At 46.4% G+C, this 20,541-nt stretch carries 20 protein-coding genes; 16 read left to right on the top strand and 4 right to left on the bottom strand.

All coding sequences use genetic code 11. From position 1 onward, the window contains the following. Positions 1 to 54 precede the first annotated feature (54 nt). Positions 55 to 1,779, top strand: coding sequence for a phospho-sugar mutase (locus AC1DFM_RS19785; protein ID WP_477078476.1), 1,725 nt, complete (start codon positions 55 to 57; stop codon positions 1,777 to 1,779). 93 nt (positions 1,780 to 1,872) lie between these two features. Beyond that, a complete protein-coding gene (locus AC1DFM_RS19780; RefSeq protein WP_477078475.1) occupies positions 1,873 to 2,811 on the top strand; it encodes a DUF2279 domain-containing protein in 939 nt (312 codons plus the stop codon). A 6-nt stretch (positions 2,812 to 2,817) separates the two neighbouring features. Here AC1DFM_RS19780 and AC1DFM_RS19775 read toward each other — a convergent pair whose 3' ends face one another. Next, positions 2,818 to 3,315: a phosphoribosyltransferase family protein gene (locus AC1DFM_RS19775; RefSeq protein WP_291925939.1), complete on the bottom strand. Its 498-nt coding sequence runs from the start codon at positions 3,313 to 3,315 to the stop codon at positions 2,818 to 2,820. A gap of 139 nt (positions 3,316 to 3,454) precedes the next feature. On the opposite strand from AC1DFM_RS19775, the gene AC1DFM_RS19770 reads away from it, so the two are divergent. From AC1DFM_RS19770 to AC1DFM_RS19760, 3 genes are all read left to right on the top strand, one after another. Further along, a complete protein-coding gene (locus tag AC1DFM_RS19770) occupies positions 3,455 to 4,768 on the top strand; it encodes a 4Fe-4S dicluster domain-containing protein (protein WP_477078474.1) in 1,314 nt (437 codons plus the stop codon). 45 nt (positions 4,769 to 4,813) lie between these two features. Continuing rightward, a complete protein-coding gene (locus AC1DFM_RS19765; protein ID WP_477078473.1) occupies positions 4,814 to 5,593 on the top strand; it encodes a (Fe-S)-binding protein in 780 nt (259 codons plus the stop codon). A 101-nt stretch (positions 5,594 to 5,694) separates the two neighbouring features. Next, positions 5,695 to 6,198 carry a hypothetical protein gene (locus AC1DFM_RS19760; RefSeq protein ID WP_477078472.1) on the top strand — a complete coding sequence of 168 codons (504 nt, stop codon included), beginning with the start codon at positions 5,695 to 5,697 and terminating at the stop codon, positions 6,196 to 6,198. A 63-nt stretch (positions 6,199 to 6,261) separates the two neighbouring features. Here AC1DFM_RS19760 and AC1DFM_RS19755 read toward each other — a convergent pair whose 3' ends face one another. Together AC1DFM_RS19755 and AC1DFM_RS19750 are read right to left on the bottom strand one after the other, a co-directional pair. Next, positions 6,262 to 6,651: a hypothetical protein gene (locus tag AC1DFM_RS19755; protein WP_477078471.1), complete on the bottom strand. Its 390-nt coding sequence runs from the start codon at positions 6,649 to 6,651 to the stop codon at positions 6,262 to 6,264. A gap of 26 nt (positions 6,652 to 6,677) precedes the next feature. Next, positions 6,678 to 6,869 carry a type II toxin-antitoxin system HicA family toxin gene (locus tag AC1DFM_RS19750; RefSeq protein WP_477078470.1) on the bottom strand — a complete coding sequence of 64 codons (192 nt, stop codon included), beginning with the start codon at positions 6,867 to 6,869 and terminating at the stop codon, positions 6,678 to 6,680. 150 nt (positions 6,870 to 7,019) lie between these two features. Here AC1DFM_RS19750 and miaB point away from each other — a divergent pair, with 150 nt between their 5' ends. The 8 genes from miaB to AC1DFM_RS19710 all read left to right on the top strand — a co-directional run bounded on the left by miaB (position 7,020) and on the right by AC1DFM_RS19710 (position 14,992). Continuing rightward, positions 7,020 to 8,432, top strand: coding sequence for a tRNA (N6-isopentenyl adenosine(37)-C2)-methylthiotransferase MiaB (gene miaB / locus AC1DFM_RS19745; protein WP_477078469.1), 1,413 nt, complete (start codon positions 7,020 to 7,022; stop codon positions 8,430 to 8,432). 57 nt (positions 8,433 to 8,489) lie between these two features. Further along, the gene (locus AC1DFM_RS19740; protein ID WP_477078468.1) at positions 8,490 to 9,725 is read left to right on the top strand and encodes a sigma-54 interaction domain-containing protein; all 1,236 of its coding nucleotides are present in this window, start codon (positions 8,490 to 8,492) and stop codon (positions 9,723 to 9,725) included. Positions 9,726 to 9,748: 23 nt separating this feature from the next. Further along, a complete protein-coding gene (gene lptE, locus AC1DFM_RS19735) occupies positions 9,749 to 10,270 on the top strand; it encodes an LPS assembly lipoprotein LptE (RefSeq protein WP_477078467.1) in 522 nt (173 codons plus the stop codon). A gap of 103 nt (positions 10,271 to 10,373) precedes the next feature. Further along, entirely contained in the window at positions 10,374 to 11,585 is a 1,212-nt protein-coding gene (locus AC1DFM_RS19730) for a hypothetical protein (protein WP_477078466.1), read from the top strand. Positions 11,586 to 11,591: 6 nt separating this feature from the next. Beyond that, positions 11,592 to 11,951: a preprotein translocase subunit SecG gene (gene secG, locus AC1DFM_RS19725; RefSeq protein WP_477078465.1), complete on the top strand. Its 360-nt coding sequence runs from the start codon at positions 11,592 to 11,594 to the stop codon at positions 11,949 to 11,951. Between the two features lie 131 nt (positions 11,952 to 12,082). Next, positions 12,083 to 13,135 (top strand): endolytic transglycosylase MltG, encoded by a 1,053-nt coding sequence (mltG, locus tag AC1DFM_RS19720; RefSeq protein ID WP_477078464.1) that lies wholly within the window; start codon positions 12,083 to 12,085, stop codon positions 13,133 to 13,135. A 135-nt stretch (positions 13,136 to 13,270) separates the two neighbouring features. Continuing rightward, complete coding sequence (locus AC1DFM_RS19715; protein WP_477078463.1) at positions 13,271 to 14,239, top strand: YihY/virulence factor BrkB family protein; 969 nt, start codon at positions 13,271 to 13,273, stop codon at positions 14,237 to 14,239. A gap of 144 nt (positions 14,240 to 14,383) precedes the next feature. After that, positions 14,384 to 14,992 (top strand): redoxin domain-containing protein, encoded by a 609-nt coding sequence (locus AC1DFM_RS19710; RefSeq protein ID WP_477078462.1) that lies wholly within the window; start codon positions 14,384 to 14,386, stop codon positions 14,990 to 14,992. Between the two features lie 69 nt (positions 14,993 to 15,061). Here the strand turns inward: AC1DFM_RS19710 and AC1DFM_RS19705 are convergent, their stop codons facing one another. Beyond that, positions 15,062 to 17,605 carry a M14 family metallopeptidase gene (locus AC1DFM_RS19705; RefSeq protein ID WP_477078461.1) on the bottom strand — a complete coding sequence of 848 codons (2,544 nt, stop codon included), beginning with the start codon at positions 17,603 to 17,605 and terminating at the stop codon, positions 15,062 to 15,064. Between the two features lie 160 nt (positions 17,606 to 17,765). Between AC1DFM_RS19705 and ggt the strand changes: the two genes are divergently transcribed. The 3 genes from ggt to AC1DFM_RS19690 all read left to right on the top strand — a co-directional run bounded on the left by ggt (position 17,766) and on the right by AC1DFM_RS19690 (position 20,536). Then, the gene (gene ggt / locus AC1DFM_RS19700) at positions 17,766 to 19,472 is read left to right on the top strand and encodes a gamma-glutamyltransferase (protein ID WP_477078460.1); all 1,707 of its coding nucleotides are present in this window, start codon (positions 17,766 to 17,768) and stop codon (positions 19,470 to 19,472) included. 107 nt (positions 19,473 to 19,579) lie between these two features. Further along, the gene (locus tag AC1DFM_RS19695; protein WP_477078459.1) at positions 19,580 to 20,110 is read left to right on the top strand and encodes a DUF1572 family protein; all 531 of its coding nucleotides are present in this window, start codon (positions 19,580 to 19,582) and stop codon (positions 20,108 to 20,110) included. Between the two features lie 3 nt (positions 20,111 to 20,113). After that, entirely contained in the window at positions 20,114 to 20,536 is a 423-nt protein-coding gene (locus tag AC1DFM_RS19690) for a hypothetical protein (protein WP_477078458.1), read from the top strand. The last annotated feature ends 5 nt before the right edge of the window (positions 20,537 to 20,541 follow it).

Genomic DNA, 20,541 nt, shown 5'->3' with positions numbered 1-20,541 from the left:
TTTATTTTTACTTTACAATCCATTTTAGCACTTACGGCTTACAAAATAAGAACCATGGATATCAATATTCAAAACAAAGTGTCGCAATGGCTCAACGGAAATTACGACGCTGAAACCGTTGCCACACTGAAGAAAATGCAGGAAGGTAACCCCGATGAACTAAATGACGCCTTTTATCGGAACCTCGAATTCGGTACCGGTGGCCTGCGCGGTATCATGGGTGTAGGTACCAACCGTATGAATAAATATACCCTTGGGATGGCTACCCAGGGCTTTGCCAACTACCTTAAAAAAACCTTTACCGGTGAAATTAAGATAGCCATCGCACACGACAGCCGCAATAATGCCCGCTTTTTCGCAGAAACCGTTGCTAACGTGTTTGCTGCCAACGATATCAAAGTATTTCTGTTCGAAAGCCTGCGGCCTACGCCAGAACTGTCTTTCACCATCCGCCACCTGCAATGCCATGGCGGCGTGGTATTAACCGCCTCCCACAATCCAAAGGAATACAACGGCTACAAAGCCTACTGGAATGATGGTGCACAACTGGTGCCGCCGCACGACAGCAACGTAATCCGTGAAGTGGAAAACATCGCTTCCCCGGACGACGTGAAATGGACCGGCGGCGAAGCCAATATTACCATCATCGGTAAAGAGGTGGATGCAGCCTACCAGCAAGAACTGGTGAGCCTGTCCATCAACCCGGATATCATCAAAGAACAGCACGATCTTAAAATAGTATATACGCCTATTCACGGCACCGGCATTACCCAGGTACCTGCCGTACTGCAACAATATGGCTTTACCAATGTCAACATCGTTCTGGAACAAGCCACTCCGGATGGTAACTTCCCAACGGTCGTATATCCTAACCCGGAAGAATCCGAAGCCATGAGCCTCGGCCTGAAAAAGGCGAAAGAACTGGATGCCGACATCCTGCTGGGTACCGACCCAGACGCGGATCGTGTAGGCATCGCCGTGAAAGACCTGAAAGGAGAATGGATACTGCTCAACGGTAACCAAACCGGTGTACTGCTGTTCAACTACATCGTAGAAGCCCGCAAACGCAAAGGCCTGGCTAAACCCAACGATTATATCGCTAAAACCGTGGTGACCTCCGACCTGATCGATGTATTTGCCGCTAAAAATAATATCACCTGCTATAACGTACTCACCGGCTTTAAATGGATCGCTGATCTGATCCGTCGTAAAGAACCACAGGAAAACTTTATCTGTGGCGGTGAAGAATCATATGGCTATATGATTGGTAACAATATCCGTGATAAAGACGCGATCTCCTCTGTAGCAATGATTTGCGAAATGGCCGCTGTTGCACGCAGCCATGGCAAAACCTTGTTTGAAGAGCTGATCGACATCTACGTGCGCTACGGTTACTACAAAGAAAGCCTGATCTCCATTACTAAAAAAGGAATGAGAGGCGCCGAAGAAATTGCTGAAATGATGCGTGGATACCGCGAAAATCCACCGGTAACCATCAACGGCTCTCCGGTAGTAACACTCTACGACTATCAATTACAGCAAATCAGGGATATCAAAACCGGTGATATCAAAGCACTGGACTTGCCTAAATCCAACGTATTACAGTTTGTACTGGCAGATGGCAGCAAAATATCCGCCCGCCCTTCCGGTACCGAACCTAAGATTAAATTCTACTTCAGCGTAAATGCACCACTGAACAGTGCGGCAGACTATGATAAAGTAACCGCTGAACTGGATCAGAAAATAAATGGCATTATCCAGGACATGCACCTGAAATAAGAATTACAAATTACGAATTACGAATTACGGATTTGTGGGTAGACCTAAGCATATCCGTAGTCCGTAATTCGTAATTCGTAATTCGTAATTTTTATGAAAAAACCACTGTTGATCCTGATCCTGGCGCTGTCATTCCTATGCAGCAGGGCACAAAAAAAAGTGCCTTTCTTTGCCATTCCGGATACTGCGGTGAAGTCCCACGTATGGCTGCTTAGCGGCGCTACTGTTGCCGTATATGGCGCCAGCCTGGCTGCACTCAACATCGCCTGGTATAAAGGCTATCCCAGATCCAGCTTCCATTTTTTTAATGATATGGCAGAATGGAACCAGATGGATAAAGCCGGACACATTTTCAGTGCTTATTTCATTGGAAAATATAGCCGCGAAATGTGGCGCTGGTCGGGGCTCCCGCGGAAAAAACAAATCTGGATAGGCGGCCTGAGTGGCTTTGCCTTTCAGTCGGTGATTGAAGTATTGGATGGCTATTCTTCCGAATGGGGATTTTCCTGTGGCGACATGGGCGCCAATGCCATTGGCTCAGCCCTGCTGATCAGCCAGGAACTGGCCTGGGATGAACAACGTATTCAGCTGAAATTCTCCTCACACCCACAGCGTTATGATGATCCGGTATTAAGAGAGAAAGCAGATCAGCTTTTCGGTCAATCCTACTGGGAAAGAACACTGAAAAACTATAACGCCCAAACTTATTGGTTATCTGTCAACCTATATTCTTTTAATAAAAACAGTTGCCTGCCCAAGTGGCTGAATATAGCCGTAGGATATGGCGCCCAGGGCATGATTGGTGGCCGGGATAATACCTGGACGGATAACAATGGTCATTACTATAACTATAGCCACCTTGCACGCATACGGCAGTTCTACCTTTCTCCTGATGTGGATTTTACGAAAATCCCCACCCGCAAAAAGGGCATGAAGGTATTGTTCCAGGTATTAAACATGGTCAAATTCCCCGCGCCAACGTTAGAGATTAACTCACAGGGACATGCGAAACTGCATGCGATCTATTTTTAAAGCAGCTTATTCAAAATAGGCGGAAACAATTTCCTCCCCGTTCATTTCCACCAATACCATGTCCTGCAGGGTAGTGGCGAGGGAATAGCCTACAAAGTCGACCGACAGCGGAAAAGATTTGTGTTTACGGTCTACCAGCACAGCGGTCTGGATTTTTTTAGGTAAGAATTTCAGTAATGGCTTCAATGCATACAACATGGTACGGCCGGAATTAGCCACATCATCTACCACCACTACTACTTTATCATTAAAATCAATGTCTTCGGATACTACTACTTCTCCCGGATTTTGCTTATCCAGGCGCAGTTCTATAATATGGGTTTTCAGGGGAGATATCTGCTCCAGTATCGCAGCAATTTTATGGGCAACGATCACGCCGCGGTCCCAGATGCCAGCCAGGATGATATCTGTACCATCGCTGTTCAATTCATAAATTTCGTAAGCGATACGTTCAATTTTCTTTTGAATGATATCCTGCGTTAGAATGATATTCCTGTTTTCCATAGTTGCAAAAATAAGTAATTCACTATTAGCTTTTAACTATCAAAAATCAGCCATCGATAAAAAATACAATATACTAAAAGCTTGATGCTAACAGCTAATAGCTAAAAATCCCCTAAATTAGGGAGTCAAATCTGAGATAATGCGAATTGTACAAGAATTATTATTTGTAATCCTCTTCGGGGCAGCAGTATATCTTTTTGCCCGGAAAGCAGGACAGATAAGGAAAAACATATTGCTGGGGAGAGATAAGGACCTGAGCGATCACCCGGATCTTCGATGGAAAAATCTATTCCTGCTGGCTTTCGGACAGAAAAAAATGTTCCGTAATCCGCTGGTAGCTGTCCTCCACTTTTTTGTGTATGCCGGCTTCCTGATTATCAACCTGGAAATACTGGAAATTATTCTGGACGGGATATTGGGTACACATCGTTTATTCGTTCCCGTATTAAGTAGTTTATACCCGGTGTTAATCAGTCTTTTTGAAGTACTGGCGGTACTGGTACTTACCGGCTGCGCCATTTTCCTGGTGCGCAGAAATATTTTAAAGCTCAAACGCTTTATCAGCAAAGATCTGGATGGATGGCCGCGCTCTGATGCCAACTATATCCTGATCACAGAAATTGTGTTAATGGCCCTGTTTCTAACCATGGACGCAGCAGATCAAACCCTGCAGGCCAGAGGCGTAGCACATTATATCCCTACTGGTTCCTTCTGGGTTTCCAGCATGTTTACCCCGCTGTTCAGCGGCTTATCCGATGGTACACTCGAAGCCATTGAACGTGGTTGCTGGTGGCTGCACATCACCGGTGTGCTGGCATTCCTCAACTACCTTCCCTATTCCAAACACCTGCATATCATATTGGCCTTTCCTAACGCTTACTACGCCAGTCTGGAGCCGAAGGGCGAAATGGAAAATATGCCTGCCGTACAACATGAAGTACAGTTAATGCTGCAGCCGGAGCTGGCGGCCAACGCCCCTGCTTCCGATACCATGCCTAAGTTTGGCGCCAAAGATGTCCAGGACCTCACCTGGAAAAACCTACTCGATGCCTATAGCTGCACAGAATGTGGCCGTTGTAGCGCCGCCTGTCCTGCTAACATCACTGGTAAGCTGCTATCGCCCCGGAAAATCATGATGGATACACGCGACCGCCTGGAAGAAGTGGGTCGTAATATCAAAGCCAACGGCACCTTCACTGACGATAACAAAACCCTGTTACGCGATTATATTTCTGAAGAAGAACTCCGCGCCTGCACCACCTGTAACGCCTGCGTACAGGAATGCCCTGTGAGCATCAGCCCACTGGACATCATCCTGCAGCTGCGCCGTCACCTGGTGATGGAAGAATCCAGTGCCCCCGCAGAATGGACCGGCATGTTCAGCAACATTGAAAACAACATGGCGCCATGGAAATTCAGCATGGACGACAGAGATAAATGGGCCACGGAATAAACCGGCTCCGTCCTCATTTTTCACCATTACTTTAAAAAAATCAGCATGCATATTAAAACAATGGCAGAATATGCCGCAAATGGAGAAACCCCCGAAGTCCTTTTCTGGGTGGGTTGTGCAGGTAGTTTTGATCAGCGCGCCCAAAAAATCACCAAAGCATTTGCCACTATCCTCGATAAAGTAGGAATTCAATTTGCCATTTTAGGAAAAGAAGAAAGCTGCACCGGAGATCCTGCAAGAAGAGCAGGCAATGAATTCATTTTCCAAATGATGGCCCAGAATAATATTCAGCTCCTGAATATGTATGGGGTTAAAAAAATAGTCACCGCCTGCCCACATTGCTTTAATACGCTGAAAAACGAATACCCGGCGCTGGGCGGCAACTATGAAGTGATCCACCATACCACTTTCCTGCAGTCGCTGATTGACGATGGGAAAATAAAGATGCAGGAAGGCGGCACTTTTAAAGGCAAAAAAATTACATACCACGACTCCTGCTACCTCGGCCGCGCCAATAACATATATGAAGCGCCCCGAAAAGTACTGGAAACACTGGATGCAGAGCTGGTAGAAATGAAACGCTGCCGCAGCAAAGGCTTATGCTGTGGTGCTGGTGGCGCACAAATGTTTAAAGAAGAAGAAAAAGGCACTACCCGGATCAACACCGAACGCGGACATGAAGCCGTGGCTACCGGCGCAACTGTTATTGCCGCCAATTGCCCGTTCTGTATGACCATGCTCACGGATGGCGTAAAAGAAGCCGGTAAAGAAGACGACGTAAAAGTGCTGGATATCGCGGAATTAATCGCGCAAAGCATGAAATAATAGCGGTTAGCAGTCAGCCAGTAGCTTTTAGCAACGTATAAGAATATCTCGTATAAAAGCTAAATACGCATCGCTAACTGCTAATTCTTTAAATTTGCAGTATGAATACTAACAACATCTTCCCTGCAGACTTTTCTCCGGCCTCCAGGGTGTGGATATACCAGAGCAACAGACCATTTAACGAACAGGAGATAAGCGAAATCAACGAACAGCTGGCACAGTTCACAGCACAGTGGAATGCGCACGGAGACGCAGTAAAAGGCTGGGGACAGGTCGTTCTGAACCAGTTGATTATATTGATCGCAGATGAATCGCAAACCACGGTAAGCGGTTGCAGTACCGATAGTTCGGTTCGAATCATCAAAAGCATTGAAAAACAGTACGAAGTAAATATGTTTGATCGCCTGCTGCTGGGCTTTATTGTAAAAGATAAAGTACAACTGCTTCCTATGGCTCAGGTAGCCTATGCACTGGAGAAGGGCTACATCGATGAAAATACCATTTACCTGAATAATACCGTACTGACCCGGCAGGAATTGGACACCCACTGGCTGCAACCATTGAAAGACAGCTGGATAGCCAAAAAACTGGCGGCGAAAGCGTAATCCGATCTATCTATTGTCAATAGAATGGCCCTGTAACAACAATCCTGTTACAGGGCTTTTATTTTAAACGATTTCCAATTGTGTTAACTCTCTTCCCAACTCTCTTACACCACCTAGTATCTTGTGTACCTGCTTCTCACTTGGCTTTTTGGAGCCCGCAATATATTGGGACAATAATGTATAATTCATACCGATACGATTTGCAAAAGCCTTTGCATTAATCTCACTGTAATACTCGAAAAATTGGTGCAGATCCAGATGGATCACTACATCCTTTTCCGCTGCAGGTTTCAAACGCTTATAGGCCCTGTATTCGTTCAATGCATCTAAAATATGCTGCTTCAATTCTTTCATGTGTTTGCCGGTAGTTCCAACTGGTGTTGCCTCAAAATCTGAGGCATACGCAGAGTAGCCAGTAGCCGTTTTCTCTACTATAAATAAGTGTTTCTTCATATCTCGTTGTGATTTAGTAAGTCCTGTTAATTTAACCCTGCCTGTTTTAAAATTCTTGCCTCCAACCCCTTACCCATTTCAGCGCTTCCATGGTCAGGAAAAACAATTTCTATTCCTGGCTTATCTTTATGTATCATAATCAGATGACTCCCCTTGCCTTGCCGCAGTATTTGCCACCCCGCTCTCATTAACCTGCGCTTTAATTCAGAACATTTCATGAACAATCAAGTTACTCTTAAAAGTAAACTATAATATACTTTTCACCAAAATAAAAGTATATTATAATTTACCTCCAACAACACCTTGCTGACATTCTGTCATTTTGTTGTTTTTATTACCTATTTTTGCCTTCCTAAATTTTTGTCAGGATGCTGGATCTGGATACCAAAGTGCATGATGAAAGTCGCCAGGGAGAAGCCTTTTCTCCGGTAGCGACAGGCACCCAAACATATACTAAAAAATTCTACATCGAGAGCTATGGCTGTGCGATGAACTTCAACGATAGTGAAATTGTTGCGTCTATACTCGGAGCAGCAGGTTATGGCCCTACCCGTAACACGGAAGAAGCCAGCCTGATCCTGCTCAACACCTGCTCCATCCGTGAAAAAGCAGAGCAAACCGTTCGTAAACGTTTAACCGAATTCAAAAAATTAAAACAACAAACACCCGGCATGCTGGTAGGCGTGTTGGGCTGTATGGCCGAACGTATCAAAGGGAAACTGCTGGAAGAGGAAAAGCTGGTAGACCTGGTAGTAGGCCCGGATGCCTACCGCAGCCTGCCCGCGCTGATTGCGGAAGCAGATGCCGGTCAGAAGTCCGTGAATGTGCTGTTAAGCCGGGAAGAAACTTATGGCGATATCAGCCCCGTGCGACTGGATAACAACGGCGTCACCTCCTTTGTATCCATTATGCGTGGCTGCAATAACATGTGTACCTTCTGCGTGGTGCCCTTCACCCGTGGGCGGGAACGCAGCCGCGACGCCTATTCCATTGTAAGAGAAGCCGAAGAGCTGTTTGCCAACGGCTACCGCGAAGTAACCCTCCTGGGCCAGAACGTGGACTCCTACTACTGGAACAGCGACGATGGACAGGAAACAGTGACCTTCGCCATGTTGCTGGAAAGAGTAGCGCTCATCAATCCATTGCTGCGCGTACGTTTCAGTACCTCCCATCCTAAAGATATTACAGATGAAGTACTCTTCGTCATGCTGAAGTACGATAACATCTGTAACTATATTCACCTGCCGGTACAAAGCGGTAGCTCCCGCATACTGCAACTCATGAACCGCACGTATACCCGCGAATGGTACATGAAAAAAGTAACCCGCATCCGCGAGCTAATCCCCGACTGTGGCCTCTCAACTGATATCATCACCGGTTTCTGTACAGAAACAGAAGAAGACCATCAGGATACCCTCAGCCTCATGAAGTTTGCGCAATATGACCTGGCTTACATGTACTTCTACTCCGAACGCCCTGGTACACTGGCAGAACGCCGCTATAAAGATGATGTACCAGAAGACGTAAAGAAAAGAAGACTGGCAGAAGTAGTAGAATTATACCGTGGCCATTCACAGGCTACTATGGAAAAAGAAGTCGGCAAAACCTTCAGGGTACTGGCAGAAGGCACTTCCAAACGTTCTGAGGATGACCTTTTTGGCCGTAATGATCAGAATAAAGTAATCGTATTCCCGAAAGAGAACTTTAAAAAGGGCGATTATGTTTTGGTAAAGGTAGAAAGCTGTACCTCCGGTACATTGATTGGGAAAGCCGTACAATAGCAGTACTCCGGTAACGGAGATGATATTTTTAACCATCAAACACATGAACAACCGCTTATGGACATTCAGGCTATAAAAAACAGGTTTGGCATTATCGGCAGTAGCCCGGCTCTCAACTATGCATTGCAGGTGGCTGTCCAGGTAGCCAATACTGATCTCACGGTATTAATCAATGGAGAAAGCGGAGTTGGTAAAGAGGTTTTTTCACAAATCATTCATGCCCTCAGCGCACGTAAACATAATCCTTTTATAGCCGTTAACTGCGGCGCCATTCCGGAAGGAACCATCGACTCAGAGCTGTTTGGCCATGAGAAAGGCTCCTTCACCGGTGCGGTCGACAGCCGTAAAGGTTACTTCGAAACGGTAAACGGTGGCACCATTTTCCTCGATGAAATTGGTGAAATGCCGATGGGTACACAAGCCCGCCTGTTGCGCGTACTGGAAACCGGAGAGTATATCCGCGTAGGTTCTTCCAAAGTACAGAAAACAGATGTACGCGTAGTAGCCGCTACCAACCGCGATTTGCTGGAACGCACCCAACAGGGCAAGTTCCGCGAAGACCTTTACTACCGCCTCAATACCGTACCTATCCGCGTTCCCGCTCTGCGCGACCGTAAAGAAGATATTCCCCTGCTATTCAGGAAATTCTCGGTAGACTTCTCCGAAAAATATAAAACACCCTCTATTCAACTGGATGAAGAAGCACGTAATATTCTCGTGAACTATCCATGGAGAGGTAATATCCGCGAACTGAAAAATATTGCGGAACAAATTTCGGTGCTGTCGTCCGACAAGCTGGTAACAGCCAACGACCTGAAACGCTTCCTGCCGGAGCAACCAGAAGTAAACCGCCTGCCTATGCTGGCAGCGCCACAACCCAACGCCGATTTCAGCAGCGAAAGAGATATCCTCTACAAACTTTTCTTCGACATGAAAAAAGATGTCACCGAAGTAAAGAAAATGTTCTTCGATATTCTCCAGAATCCGAATATGCCGCATCCGTCGGAATATGCGGTGGATAACCACGTGATACACAGTTACGCATCATCTGCTGAGATGACGCCCGCTCCTGGCACCAGCATGAATAACACACAACCTATTATCCTGACAGATAATAAAATTGATCATCACGAAGAAGTAGAGGAAACCTTGTCTATTGCCGACAAAGAGAAAGAGCTCATTGTGAAAGCGCTGAAAAAACATAAAGGCAAGCGTAAGGATGCCGCCCTCGATCTGGGCATTTCCGAAAGAACACTTTATCGTAAATTGAAAGAATATAACATCGCCGAATAAACGAATTTAATAGCAGCATAACAATGATAACCAGCATCAAAGCATTTATATCCATCGCACTGCTGACTGTATTAGCCGGTTGTAGCGTGAAATACTCCACCTCGGGCGCCAGCATAGAGAAGGAAGCCAAAACGGTGAATATCCGTTTTATTGAAAACAGGGCGCCTATCAATAATCCTACTTTAAGCCAGAAACTGACACAGAAACTGCGCGATAAAGTTACCGGGCAAACCAGTTTGACACAGGTAAACGAAACAGAGCCGAGAGCAGACTACGAATTTAAATCTACCATCACCGGTTACTCGTTCTCCAATGCGGCCGTAACGAATGTAGACCAGGCGGCTACCTCCCGTTTGAACGTCACTGTCAATGTTACGTTTATTAAACGTGTAGGCGATAAAAAAGGATTTACCCAATCATTCTCCCGTTCTGCCGAATTCCCGGCGACGCAGTTGCCCAGCACCGTAGAAAATAACCTGCTGGAAAACAATATCATTCCGGGTATTACAGATGATATCTTTAACAGGGCTTTTGCCAACTGGTAAAGTGTAGTCGTTTTTTTTATTACATTAGCAACCWATGACGGCAAACAGGATTATAGCGCATGTGTTTCTTCAACCCTCGCTTCATTTAGTAAATGAAGAAGTGATGGAACAATTGGTAGCGGATCACCCGTATTTTTCTGCTGCCCGCCTTTTGCTGGCCAGAAAAGTGTTCCAGAAAACCGGCGACCTTCAAAGTCCCGCTGTGAAAAAGGCCTTGCTTTATACCAACCAGCATCATTACGCGTACCAGGTGATTTCAGAAGAACAGATATTACAGGAAGTGGTAAACCGGGTTACCCCGGCCCCTCCGGAAGATACATTGCCCGTTGAAACGATCACTGCTCCCGAAGCAGTATACGATACCCCTTCCCTTGTGGAAGAAATAGCCGCTTCCACTACTTTGCCAGTAGTAGAAGACCGTATTCCGATAACCATCCCGGAAGATGCGTTGCCGGCAGCAATGGCGCCATTACCCGAAGTAACAGCCGGTGAAACAGCTGTTCCTGTGGCTGAAAACCATATCCCAGTGACCATTCATGATGAAGTGGTACCTGTTGACGGGTTGGCCAATGTAGTGGAGGAAATAGCCGCTACCGTTGCTTTACCGGTAGTAGAAGACCGTATTCCGGTGGTCATCCCTGAAGATGCCCTGCCGGAAGGTACTCACACGGAACCTATTCCCACCGTAGCCATTGCGGATGAGGAAGTACCTCATTTTGCTGCTGTTACGGAAGATGTAGCTGACAACGCCACTGCTCCTGCTGCGGCCGTGATCACGGAACTGCCGGAAACGCCGGCTCCTGTAGCGGAACCAACACAAGATGAAGCAGCGCTGCCCATTAAAATCTTCCCGTTAACCGCCGCTGCAGAGGAAACAGAACTGATTTTCCAGCCACTCTTTACAGACGACTATTTTGCTTATAAAAGATTGAAAAATCCGGAAGAAGCAGATGAATTGAATGATCAGGGAGCCGCTGAGATGAAGAGCTTTACCTCCTGGCTGCGTCAAATGAAGGATAACTTTGTGGGTAAAACCAGCAAAGACTGGTACCACCAGCAGTTACACCGGATTTATGAAGAAGAAGATGAACCGGAAGTTTCTGAAACCGTAGAGAAAATGGCCATGGACTCCATTGTGTTCAACAACGACATCGTGTCGGAAACCCTGGCGGAAATCTGGGTACGGCAGCAACAATATGGCAACGCGATTAAGATATATCAAAAATTAAGTTTGCTTAATCCCGACAAAAACGCTTATTTTGCGCAAAAGATATTAGAATTAAAGTCACAAACAGACAAAAAAAATAAACAGTAATTTACTATGTTGATAATTTTTGGTATCCTGATCATATTAGCCTGTGTGTTGTTAGGCTTCTTCGTGCTGATCCAGAACCCTAAAGGTGGCGGACTCTCCGGCGCACTTGGTGGTGTTGGTAATCAGGTGATTGGGGTGCGTCAGACGACTGACGTATTGGAAAAAGGTACCTGGATACTGGCTATACTGATTGCTGTATTGTGCCTCACAGCTCCGTTTTTCATTGGTAAAAGCAGCAAAACACAAACATTGGCACCCAGCGCAGTAGAAAAAGCAGGTGCAGGCGCGCCAATTACGCCGTCAGCTCCTCCAGCTCAGTTACCAAGTGGTGGTGGTGCTACTCCAGCTCCGACTCCCGGCAAATAAGCGATTTATTGAATAATAATACTTGAAACCTCGCCGTTAAAAGCGAGGTTTTTTTTAATGGCGACTGACGAGTAAATTGAAAAACCTTACACATAACGGCATTCGCCCATTCGTAACGACCAATACTATCTATGGCTAAAAAAAGCAAAGCATCCAGCACAAAATCCATCTGGATAAGACGGATACTGGTGATGGCCGGCTGTCTGGCCGCCGGAGCCCTGGTATATACTTCTTACCGCGTATTTGGTCCCAACACCAAAGCATTTGGCGATAATAAATACTTCTACATACATACCAACAGTACCTATAACAATGTGCTGGATGGTCTGGAAGAACAAGGTATTATACGCAACCGCAGCAGCTTTAGCTGGGTAGCTCAAAAACTGGATTATCCTTCCCGCGTTAAAGCCGGCCGTTATAAAATAGCCCATGGCATGAGCAACTTCGATATTGCCCGCCTGCTGCGCTCTGGCAAACAATCGCCGGTAGTACTCGTGATCAATAAGTTACGCACCAAAGATGATTTTGTCAGAAAAGTATGCACCAACCTGGAAGCTGATTCGGGCATACTCCGTTCCCTCATGCGCGATGCCGTATACCTCCGCCAGTTTGGCCTGGATACCAACACCGTGATGTGCGTAGTAGTCCCCAACACTTACGAATTTTACTGGAACACCGGTGCGGAAGCCGTCTTCAAAAAACTGGAAAAAGAAAGAGAGGAATTCTGGACACCAGAAAGAAAGGAAAAAGCAGATAAACTACACCTCTCCGAAAACCAGGTCACCATACTAGCCTCTATTGTGGAAGAAGAAAGTAACAAAAACGATGAAAAACCACTCATCGCCAGCGTATACCTCAACCGCTTCCGCAAAGGCATGCGCCTGCAGGCAGATCCTACTGTGAAATTTGCTTTGCAGGACTTCGGTTTGAAAAGAATACGGGAAAATCATACCCTGTACGATTCTCCGTATAACACTTACCGTTATGAAGGTTTCCCTCCCGGTCCTATCTGCACCCCATCTGAAAAAACACTGAATGCAGTTTTAAATACTCCGGAAACAGATTACCTTTATTTTTGTGCCAGATCCGACTTCTCCGGATATCATGCTTTTGCTGCCACCTATGCAGAGCACCTGGTAAATGCCAGGAAATACCAGGCAGAATTGAATAAAAGAGGATTTTAAAATATGAATTACGAATTACAAATTACGAATTACGGATTTGTGGGTAGATAGAAGCAAAGTTGATCTCCGCGTTTACTATCTCCCCACAAATCCGTAATTMGTAATTCGTAATTCGTAATTTTTAATTCTTAATCATTGGCTTTCAAACCCGAAAACATCATCTTTCGTTCCCGCCCCTACCGCCGATTGGTAGACTGGACCAAAACCCTTATCCTTCCCGGATTTGAAGGGTTACCCTTGTATGATGTACTGAAACATTTCGGGCAGGAAACCAAAAACAGGGGCCTGGGCGACCGCGCCAGGGCCATCTCTTTCAACTTCCTGCTGGCCATTCCACCATTTTTCATCTTCCTGTTTACCCTCGTTCCCTACGTCCCAGTAAAAAATATAGAACCCACGCTATACGATCTGGCGGAAGACCTCACTCCTAACTACAACACCTATATGATTGTCAGAGGAATGATCCACGACTTCCTCTATACACATCGTAATGGATTGCTTTCCATCGCCTTCCTGATGGGATTTTTCTATTCTTCCAATGGTGTCATGGGCATACTTCGCTCCTTCAGCAAAATTCAGGGGGCAGGCTTCCGGAAAAGGAAATGGTGGCAGAATCGCCTGATTGCGCTGCAATTAACCGCTATCCTGGTGATATTACTCCTGATCACCGTTACGCTCATTATTGCCCAGGGGGCTACTCTTCGCTGGGTATTCAACCATATCGGTATTAAAAGTAACTGGCTCAGAAACCTGATTGATATCGGACGCTGGGTGGTGATTGTGATGCTGTTTTACGCTGTAAACGGCTTCCTGTACCGCATTGGCGCCGCTACTACCCGCAGATGGAAATTCATCACCGCAGGCGCCACGGTGGCCACTATTTTCATGATCGTGGTAACGGTAGGTTTCTCCTGGTTTGTCAACAATTTTGGTAACTACAACAAAATCTACGGCTCTATCGGAACTATCCTGGTGCTGATGCTCTGGATTTTCCTCAACTCCCTCATTCTCCTGATAGGATTTGAACTCAATGCCAGCATCAGAACACTCAGTGATGCAAGACAAGAAGAGAAAAAAAAGCAACTGGCTGCTAATCAATCTTAAGCAATTTCCTACCCATACAATACTTGCAAGATATTTTTATTTTATATTTTTTTATTATATTTTACTTGATTATTTGCTCCTGGAAAAGCAAAACGATACTGTCGCATTTTATTATATTTAATCAGGACCTGAAAACCATTTGTTATGATCAAGGCCAGCTTTTATTTATCCTGTATTGCCATTTCATTATGCGCTTTCGAACCCAACATAGAAACGCCGTTGGAACCAGGTGCACTGCTGCCAAAATCAGATGTAAGCCTGACGGATATTTCCGGAAAAAAAATCACGCTGGCAGCCGCCAAAGGCAGTAATGGGTTGCTGGTAATCTTTGGCAGCAATATCTGTCCTTATATGGTACGCAACGAAAGCAGGCTCCAAACCGTTTGCCAGCTGGCCCGCAAAAACAATATTGGCGTGGTGATCGTCAATTCCAATGAAGCGGAGCGCCACGACAGGGAATCATTGGCAGCAATGCAAAAGTATGGCGCCGAACAAAATTTTGCCTGGTATTACGTAGTAGATATGAATGCGGTATTGGCCAATGCTTTTGATGCGAACCACACGCCGGAATGCTATCTGTTTGATAAAAACAGCCGCCTGGCTTACAAAGGAGGTATTGATGACAGCCCAGGAAATGCGGAAAAAGTGAAAGTAACTTTATTGCAAAATGCCATCCATGAAGTACTGGCAGGGAAAGCTGTTACGGTGAATAGTACCAGCAGTTTAGGCTGTAATATAAAAAGAAACCTGTAGGTGATAAACCAGGTAGTTGATGTMGGGAGATAAATACCGCCACCAGCTACCTGGTAAAAAATCTTTTCCCTATTGCCCCACCAGGAACACGGCGTTACTGAACAACAGCTTACCGTTTTCCCAGAAGCTTCTGAACAACGGATTATCCGCGAGGATTACCACAGATCCGTTACCCATCTCTTTTACGCCAAATAACAATCCATCTTTCAACTGTTGACGGGTATCTGCTCCCACAAAACCACTCAGGTAGCTGTCTTTCTTCAACACACCTACATTCCAGCCACCATTTTCAATAAATTCATATAAATGTGCATCCAGTTTCAACGTATAGTAGAAACCGTTATAACCGAAGGCCAACGGATGCGTGGTATCCAGCTGTACTTTGTAAATAGCACCCGGAATAAATTGCTTAATGCTCTCTCTTTCCCGGTTCGCGTAAGGCTTCAAGGCATCGTAGGTACCAGCGGCATTCACCTTTTCCTTACCATCTTTGTCCTTCTCTTTTTCTTTCTCCTCTTCTTTCTTCAGCTTAATGCCCCAATCGGCGCCAGCAATTGCCGCAGCTGCCCCTTCCAATGCAATCAGCTTACCACCGTTATTTACCCAGTCTTTCAGGCGCTCTGCAGCCGCTTTATCTCCGAATACTTTGTAATCACCATCTGTTAATATCAGCACATCTGTTTGTTCCCAGTTGATATCGCTCATATTTCGTTCATTCACCACCGTTAGTGGGAAATCCAGTTGCTGCTCAAAGAAATGCCATACTTCTCCAACACCCAGTGATCCAATGCCCTCACCGGCCAGCAGCACTACTTTGGGCTTTTTGATAAACCTGATTTTGTCGGAACCAAAATCAGTTCCCTTATCTACAAATCCACTGCTCACGGCATCCAGGGTGATCTTAAAACGATTGGCCTGAGAGGTGATGTATTGATCAAACTGGTCGCCTTTGCTGGTATTACCGGAACGGGTAATAACAAGGGTACCGGCTGGAAAGTCTTTCCCACTCACGGTAAACGGCGCCTCCGTAAAACGTACCTTAATATCATTTTGTAATAAGGCAGACAGGAATTTCACATCTCTCACACTATTCCATTGTGCCAGGTAAGCATAAGGTTTCTGTGCCATCAATGCGGTATTGTTACGCATCGCTGGTGCGCCCGCAGCTGGTGTCAGCGGCTGTTTTACCGCGTAAGAGGTTAACCCATACGCATAAGGTAAAGCCCAGGCTGTAATGTCATATGTCACTGAATCCGTGAGGTGAGAGGTAGGCTCAAACAATACCCGCAGCATATTAGAATGCGGCTGGAACATGCTGATCACCATATCTTCCTTATCGATAGTAAACGTTTCCGTTTTACCAGTAAAGTAATTGAATCCGGCAACAGTGCCGATATTAGCACCATAGCCAAAAGCGATGTTATTTTTACGCAACAGTTCCGCCAGTGTATTCAGCTTTTCAGTATTGCCACCCGCTTTCACCACATAGGCTTTGTATCCGCCTTGTGGCGTTTTTTCGGCCGTTGTAAAATAGTTGCTGTACTCACTGATAATTTTAGCGGCATTCTGGGAAGCTACTTCTATGGTAGACAGCCCCGTGGTAAAGTGATGTGCAATCCGGTCAGACAGGGTCAATGTGTCTCCGTCCTTTTTCAGTACGGCTACGCCAGCCCGGCCACTACCGCCCTGCTCATAGGTCATACCCAGTGACCCATTGTACATGGGATAGGTATCGCCGTAGCTGGGATAGAACAGGTCAAAGCGTTCCCGGGTAAAGTACAACCAGCCCTGCTGATCAAAATACCTGGCGTTATTTCTACCGATCATCACCTGCAACTGCCGCTGCCAGGGTGTTACCGCATCATGAAAAGGTTCTGCTGCCGGTGCAAAATAATACGGCGCTTCTATTTCCTGCTCGTGGAAGTCTACATGCAGCTGTGGCATCCATTCATTATATTTTGCTACCCGTTGCTGTGATTCTTTTTGTGTTTGCCAGGCCCAGTCGCGGTTCAGATCAAAATAATAGTGGTTGGATCTTCCGCCCGGCCAGGGCTCATTATGTTCCCGGGAATAAGGGCTCACATTGGGCTTCGCGCCACGCATGGCATTATAAAAGTTCACATATCTTTCCCGTCCATCGGGATTCAGGCAAGGGTCAAGGATCACGACTGTATTCTTTAACCATTCCTGCGTTTGTGCATTTCCGTTATTAACCAGTTCGTACAGCGTTTTCATGGCAGCTTCCGTGGATACTGCCTCATTACCGTGCACATTATAGCTTAACCATACGATCACCGGTTGATTACCAGCGGCTTTGCCGCGTGCATTGGACATATCCAGGCTTTGCTGGCGGATCTCGTCCAAATGGGAAAAGTTTTCCGGAGAAGCCACAATGGCCATCACCAATGGCCGGCCTTCATAGGTAGTACCGTATTGCTCGAATTTCACATTCTTAGCCGTAGCAGCTACCTGTTTAAAATAGTCCACCACTCTATAGTGTGGGGTAAACTGGGTCCCCAGGGGATAGCCGAGGAACTGATCAGGCGTTGGCACCTGGGCTGAAGTCATCATAAAGCCCAGCATAGCGAAAGCCAATAATAAATATTTACGCATAAAAGCCCGCGATTAGATCCTGTAAGTTAGGAATTGTTTTCGGGTTATGACTGGGTCCGCAAATAGTAATCGTCTCCTCCCGTTACAGCAGGGGGCTTAAAATATTTTAATTTCGGATAGTTGTGGGCATGTGTTAATTTAGACCCAAACACGATAATCCATGCGTTTTCTGATCCTGCCAGGACTATTGGTATGTATGCTTCATACTGCCTGCGCCCAACAAACGATAGACGATTTACATCCATACAACTACACGACAGAGAAAGATATCAAGGTGTTACATGGTGCGGTGGTGTCGGCTCATCCGCTGGCCAGCCGGGTGGGTACAATCATATTGCAGCAGGGCGGTAATGCCGTAGATGCCGCCATTGCCACGCAACTGGCGCTGGCCGTGGTATATCCTGGCGCCGGTAATATTGGTGGCGGAGGTTTCCTGATCGGCCATCTGAAAAATGGACACAATATTGCMATCGACTTCAGAGAAACAGCCCCGGCAAAAGCCCATCGCGATATGTACCTCGATTCATTGGGCCAGCCTATCACGCAACTCAGTCTGGATGGCCACCTGGCAGCAGGGATTCCGGGCACTGTGGCCGGCCTGTTTGCCTCCATGAAATATGCCAAACTACCTTTTGCCAAATTGATTGATCCAGCTATCCGCCTGGCAGCAAAAGGATTTGTGATCACCGCCGCAGATGCCGCCCTCCTGAACGAAACAAAAGCAGATTTCGAAAAACTCAATACCACCAAAACCGCCTTCGTAAAGGATGTTCCCTGGAAGGCCGGCGATACATTAGTACAGAAAGAACTGGCACATACGCTCACGCTTATACGAAATAAAGGCGCCGCCGGGTTTTATGAAGGCGAAACGGCTAACAATATCGTCGCTGAAATGAAACGTGGCCACGGTATCATCACGCTGCAGGACCTGAAAAGCTATAAAGCCAAAGAACGCGAAGCGGTTGCTTTTAACTATAAAGGCTATACGATTGTAACCATGCCGCTTCCTTCCAGTGGAGGCATCTGCCTGCAACAACTGATGGGTATGGTGGAGAGCTATCCCCTGTCGCAATGGGGCTTTCAATCGCCCCAATCTATCCAGCTGATGGTGGAAGCAGAAAGACGGGCATACGCCGACAGGGCACAATTCCTCGGTGATCCCGACTTTGTAAAAGTGCCGGTAGCAAAACTCACGGACAAAAAGTACCTGGCAGCACGCATGCAGGACTTCACCCCGGGCAAAGCTGGCTCCAGTGAGCAAACAAAAGCAGGCGTTTTTCCGGAAAGTGAAGAAACCACGCATCTGAGTATTATCGACGAAGCAGGTAACGCCATTGCCGTCACCACCACGCTCAATGGCCACTTCGGCAGCAGAACCGTGGTAGGTAAATCCGGCTTCCTGCTCAACAATGAAATGGACGATTTCAGCGTAAAACCCGGCGTACCCAATATGTACGGCCTTGTAGGCACCGAAGCCAATTCCATTGCACCCGCCAAACGTATGCTCAGCTCTATGACGCCCACCCTGGTACTCCAGGGAAATGAGGTGTTGTATACACTCGGCACTCCCGGCGGCTCTACCATCATCACTTCCGTATTTCAAACGCTCATGAATACACTGGAATTTGGCTTATCCCCTTCGGAGGCGATCAATAGACCAAAATTCCATCACCAATGGCTGCCTGATGTTATTGCTGTAGAACCCGGCTTCCCCGACAGCACCATCCAAACCATGCAAAACATGGGTTATAAAGTGGTAAAACGCGGTCCCATTGGCCGCACGGAAATTATTAAACGTGCACCCGAAAGCCGCTACCTGGAAGCCGCTGCAGATAAACGTGGGGACGACGGCGCCGCCGGATATTGATATAGCGGTTAGCTGTTAGCCACTAGCTGTTAGTGAGCGATTATTAGCCTGCTTTTTGATTACTTTTACTTTTGGGAATCCACAACCCGATACAACAAAACCTGATTATGTCTATCCAATCTATTTATTTACAAAGCGCATTACAACGGCTGGAAATACACCGCCAACTAGGTCTTAAAACCATTGAAAGACTCAACGCCGAACAGCTGCAATGGCAACCGGAAGGACAGCCCAACAGTATTGCCCATATCATCAAGCACCTGCATGGCAACATGTTATCGCGCTGGACCGACTTCCTCACCACCGATGGGGAAAAGCCCAACCGCCAACGGGACCTGGAGTTTGAAAATAGCAACCAATCGGTCGAAGAACTACTGCAGCTATGGAATACCGGCTGGGATTGTATGTTGAATGCCATCCGCAGCCTGCAGGAAACGGACCTCGACAGAACCGTTTTTATCCGCAATGAACCGCATATCGTGATAGATGCTATTAACCGGCAACTGGCACATGTACCCTATCATGTCGGACAAATCGTGTACATTGGCAAAATGATCCTGAAAGATCAGTGGGAAAGCTTATCTATCCCCAGAGGAGGATCTGCAGCCTATAATAAAGCAAAAACAGGGAACAAATAATTCATGAAAATACGTATTGCCATCACCGTTATAACTACCATGTTGGTCCTTTCCGCTTGTCAGGGTAAAAAAGCCAACGAACTGCTGATGAACAAAAAGTGGCGGGTATATGATGTGAAAATCCCACCGGAATCACCAATCAGCAACACCCAATACATACAGGCCGAAGACCTGAAAAAAGGCTACTATCGCGATGCCTATTACCAGTTTCTCGATAACAATGTTTTTGTAGCTACTATCGCCAACAAATCAGATACCGGTAAATATTTTATTCTCAGCAATGGCGCCATGATTTCCGTGACGGCGAAAAACGGAGACCGCAAAGTGGAAAATCTCGTTACCATCACCAAACTGACGGATGAGTATTTCGACATGCAGGTAACTTCTACAGATTTTCAATTTATTTTATGTACTAAAAAAGAGTAGCCGCC

This window comes from Chitinophaga sp. 05T412, from assembly GCF_056396465.1.
Note: the sequence above shows the minus strand (reverse complement) of the source record. Positions and strands in the feature narration are given on the sequence as shown.

What these genes read in the sequence shown, in the direction of transcription:
- AC1DFM_RS19785 (WP_477078476.1), top strand. Translation starts at nt 55, where the DNA reads ATGGATATCAATATTCAAAACAAAGTGTCGCAATGGCTCAACGGAAAT.
- AC1DFM_RS19780 (WP_477078475.1), top strand. Translation starts at nt 1,873, where the DNA reads ATGAAAAAACCACTGTTGATCCTGATCCTGGCGCTGTCATTCCTATGC.
- AC1DFM_RS19775 (WP_291925939.1), bottom strand. Translation starts at nt 3,315, where the DNA reads ATGGAAAACAGGAATATCATTCTAACGCAGGATATCATTCAAAAGAAA.
- AC1DFM_RS19770 (WP_477078474.1), top strand. Translation starts at nt 3,455, where the DNA reads ATGCGAATTGTACAAGAATTATTATTTGTAATCCTCTTCGGGGCAGCA.
- AC1DFM_RS19765 (WP_477078473.1), top strand. Translation starts at nt 4,814, where the DNA reads ATGCATATTAAAACAATGGCAGAATATGCCGCAAATGGAGAAACCCCC.
- AC1DFM_RS19760 (WP_477078472.1), top strand. Translation starts at nt 5,695, where the DNA reads ATGAATACTAACAACATCTTCCCTGCAGACTTTTCTCCGGCCTCCAGG.
- AC1DFM_RS19755 (WP_477078471.1), bottom strand. Translation starts at nt 6,651, where the DNA reads ATGAAGAAACACTTATTTATAGTAGAGAAAACGGCTACTGGCTACTCT.
- AC1DFM_RS19750 (WP_477078470.1), bottom strand. Translation starts at nt 6,869, where the DNA reads ATGAAATGTTCTGAATTAAAGCGCAGGTTAATGAGAGCGGGGTGGCAA.
- miaB (WP_477078469.1), top strand. Translation starts at nt 7,020, where the DNA reads ATGCTGGATCTGGATACCAAAGTGCATGATGAAAGTCGCCAGGGAGAA.
- AC1DFM_RS19740 (WP_477078468.1), top strand. Translation starts at nt 8,490, where the DNA reads ATGGACATTCAGGCTATAAAAAACAGGTTTGGCATTATCGGCAGTAGC.
- lptE (WP_477078467.1), top strand. Translation starts at nt 9,749, where the DNA reads ATGATAACCAGCATCAAAGCATTTATATCCATCGCACTGCTGACTGTA.
- AC1DFM_RS19730 (WP_477078466.1), top strand. Translation starts at nt 10,374, where the DNA reads ATGGAACAATTGGTAGCGGATCACCCGTATTTTTCTGCTGCCCGCCTT.
- secG (WP_477078465.1), top strand. Translation starts at nt 11,592, where the DNA reads ATGTTGATAATTTTTGGTATCCTGATCATATTAGCCTGTGTGTTGTTA.
- mltG (WP_477078464.1), top strand. Translation starts at nt 12,083, where the DNA reads ATGGCTAAAAAAAGCAAAGCATCCAGCACAAAATCCATCTGGATAAGA.
- AC1DFM_RS19710 (WP_477078462.1), top strand. Translation starts at nt 14,384, where the DNA reads ATGATCAAGGCCAGCTTTTATTTATCCTGTATTGCCATTTCATTATGC.
- AC1DFM_RS19705 (WP_477078461.1), bottom strand. Translation starts at nt 17,605, where the DNA reads ATGCGTAAATATTTATTATTGGCTTTCGCTATGCTGGGCTTTATGATG.
- AC1DFM_RS19695 (WP_477078459.1), top strand. Translation starts at nt 19,580, where the DNA reads ATGTCTATCCAATCTATTTATTTACAAAGCGCATTACAACGGCTGGAA.
- AC1DFM_RS19690 (WP_477078458.1), top strand. Translation starts at nt 20,114, where the DNA reads ATGAAAATACGTATTGCCATCACCGTTATAACTACCATGTTGGTCCTT.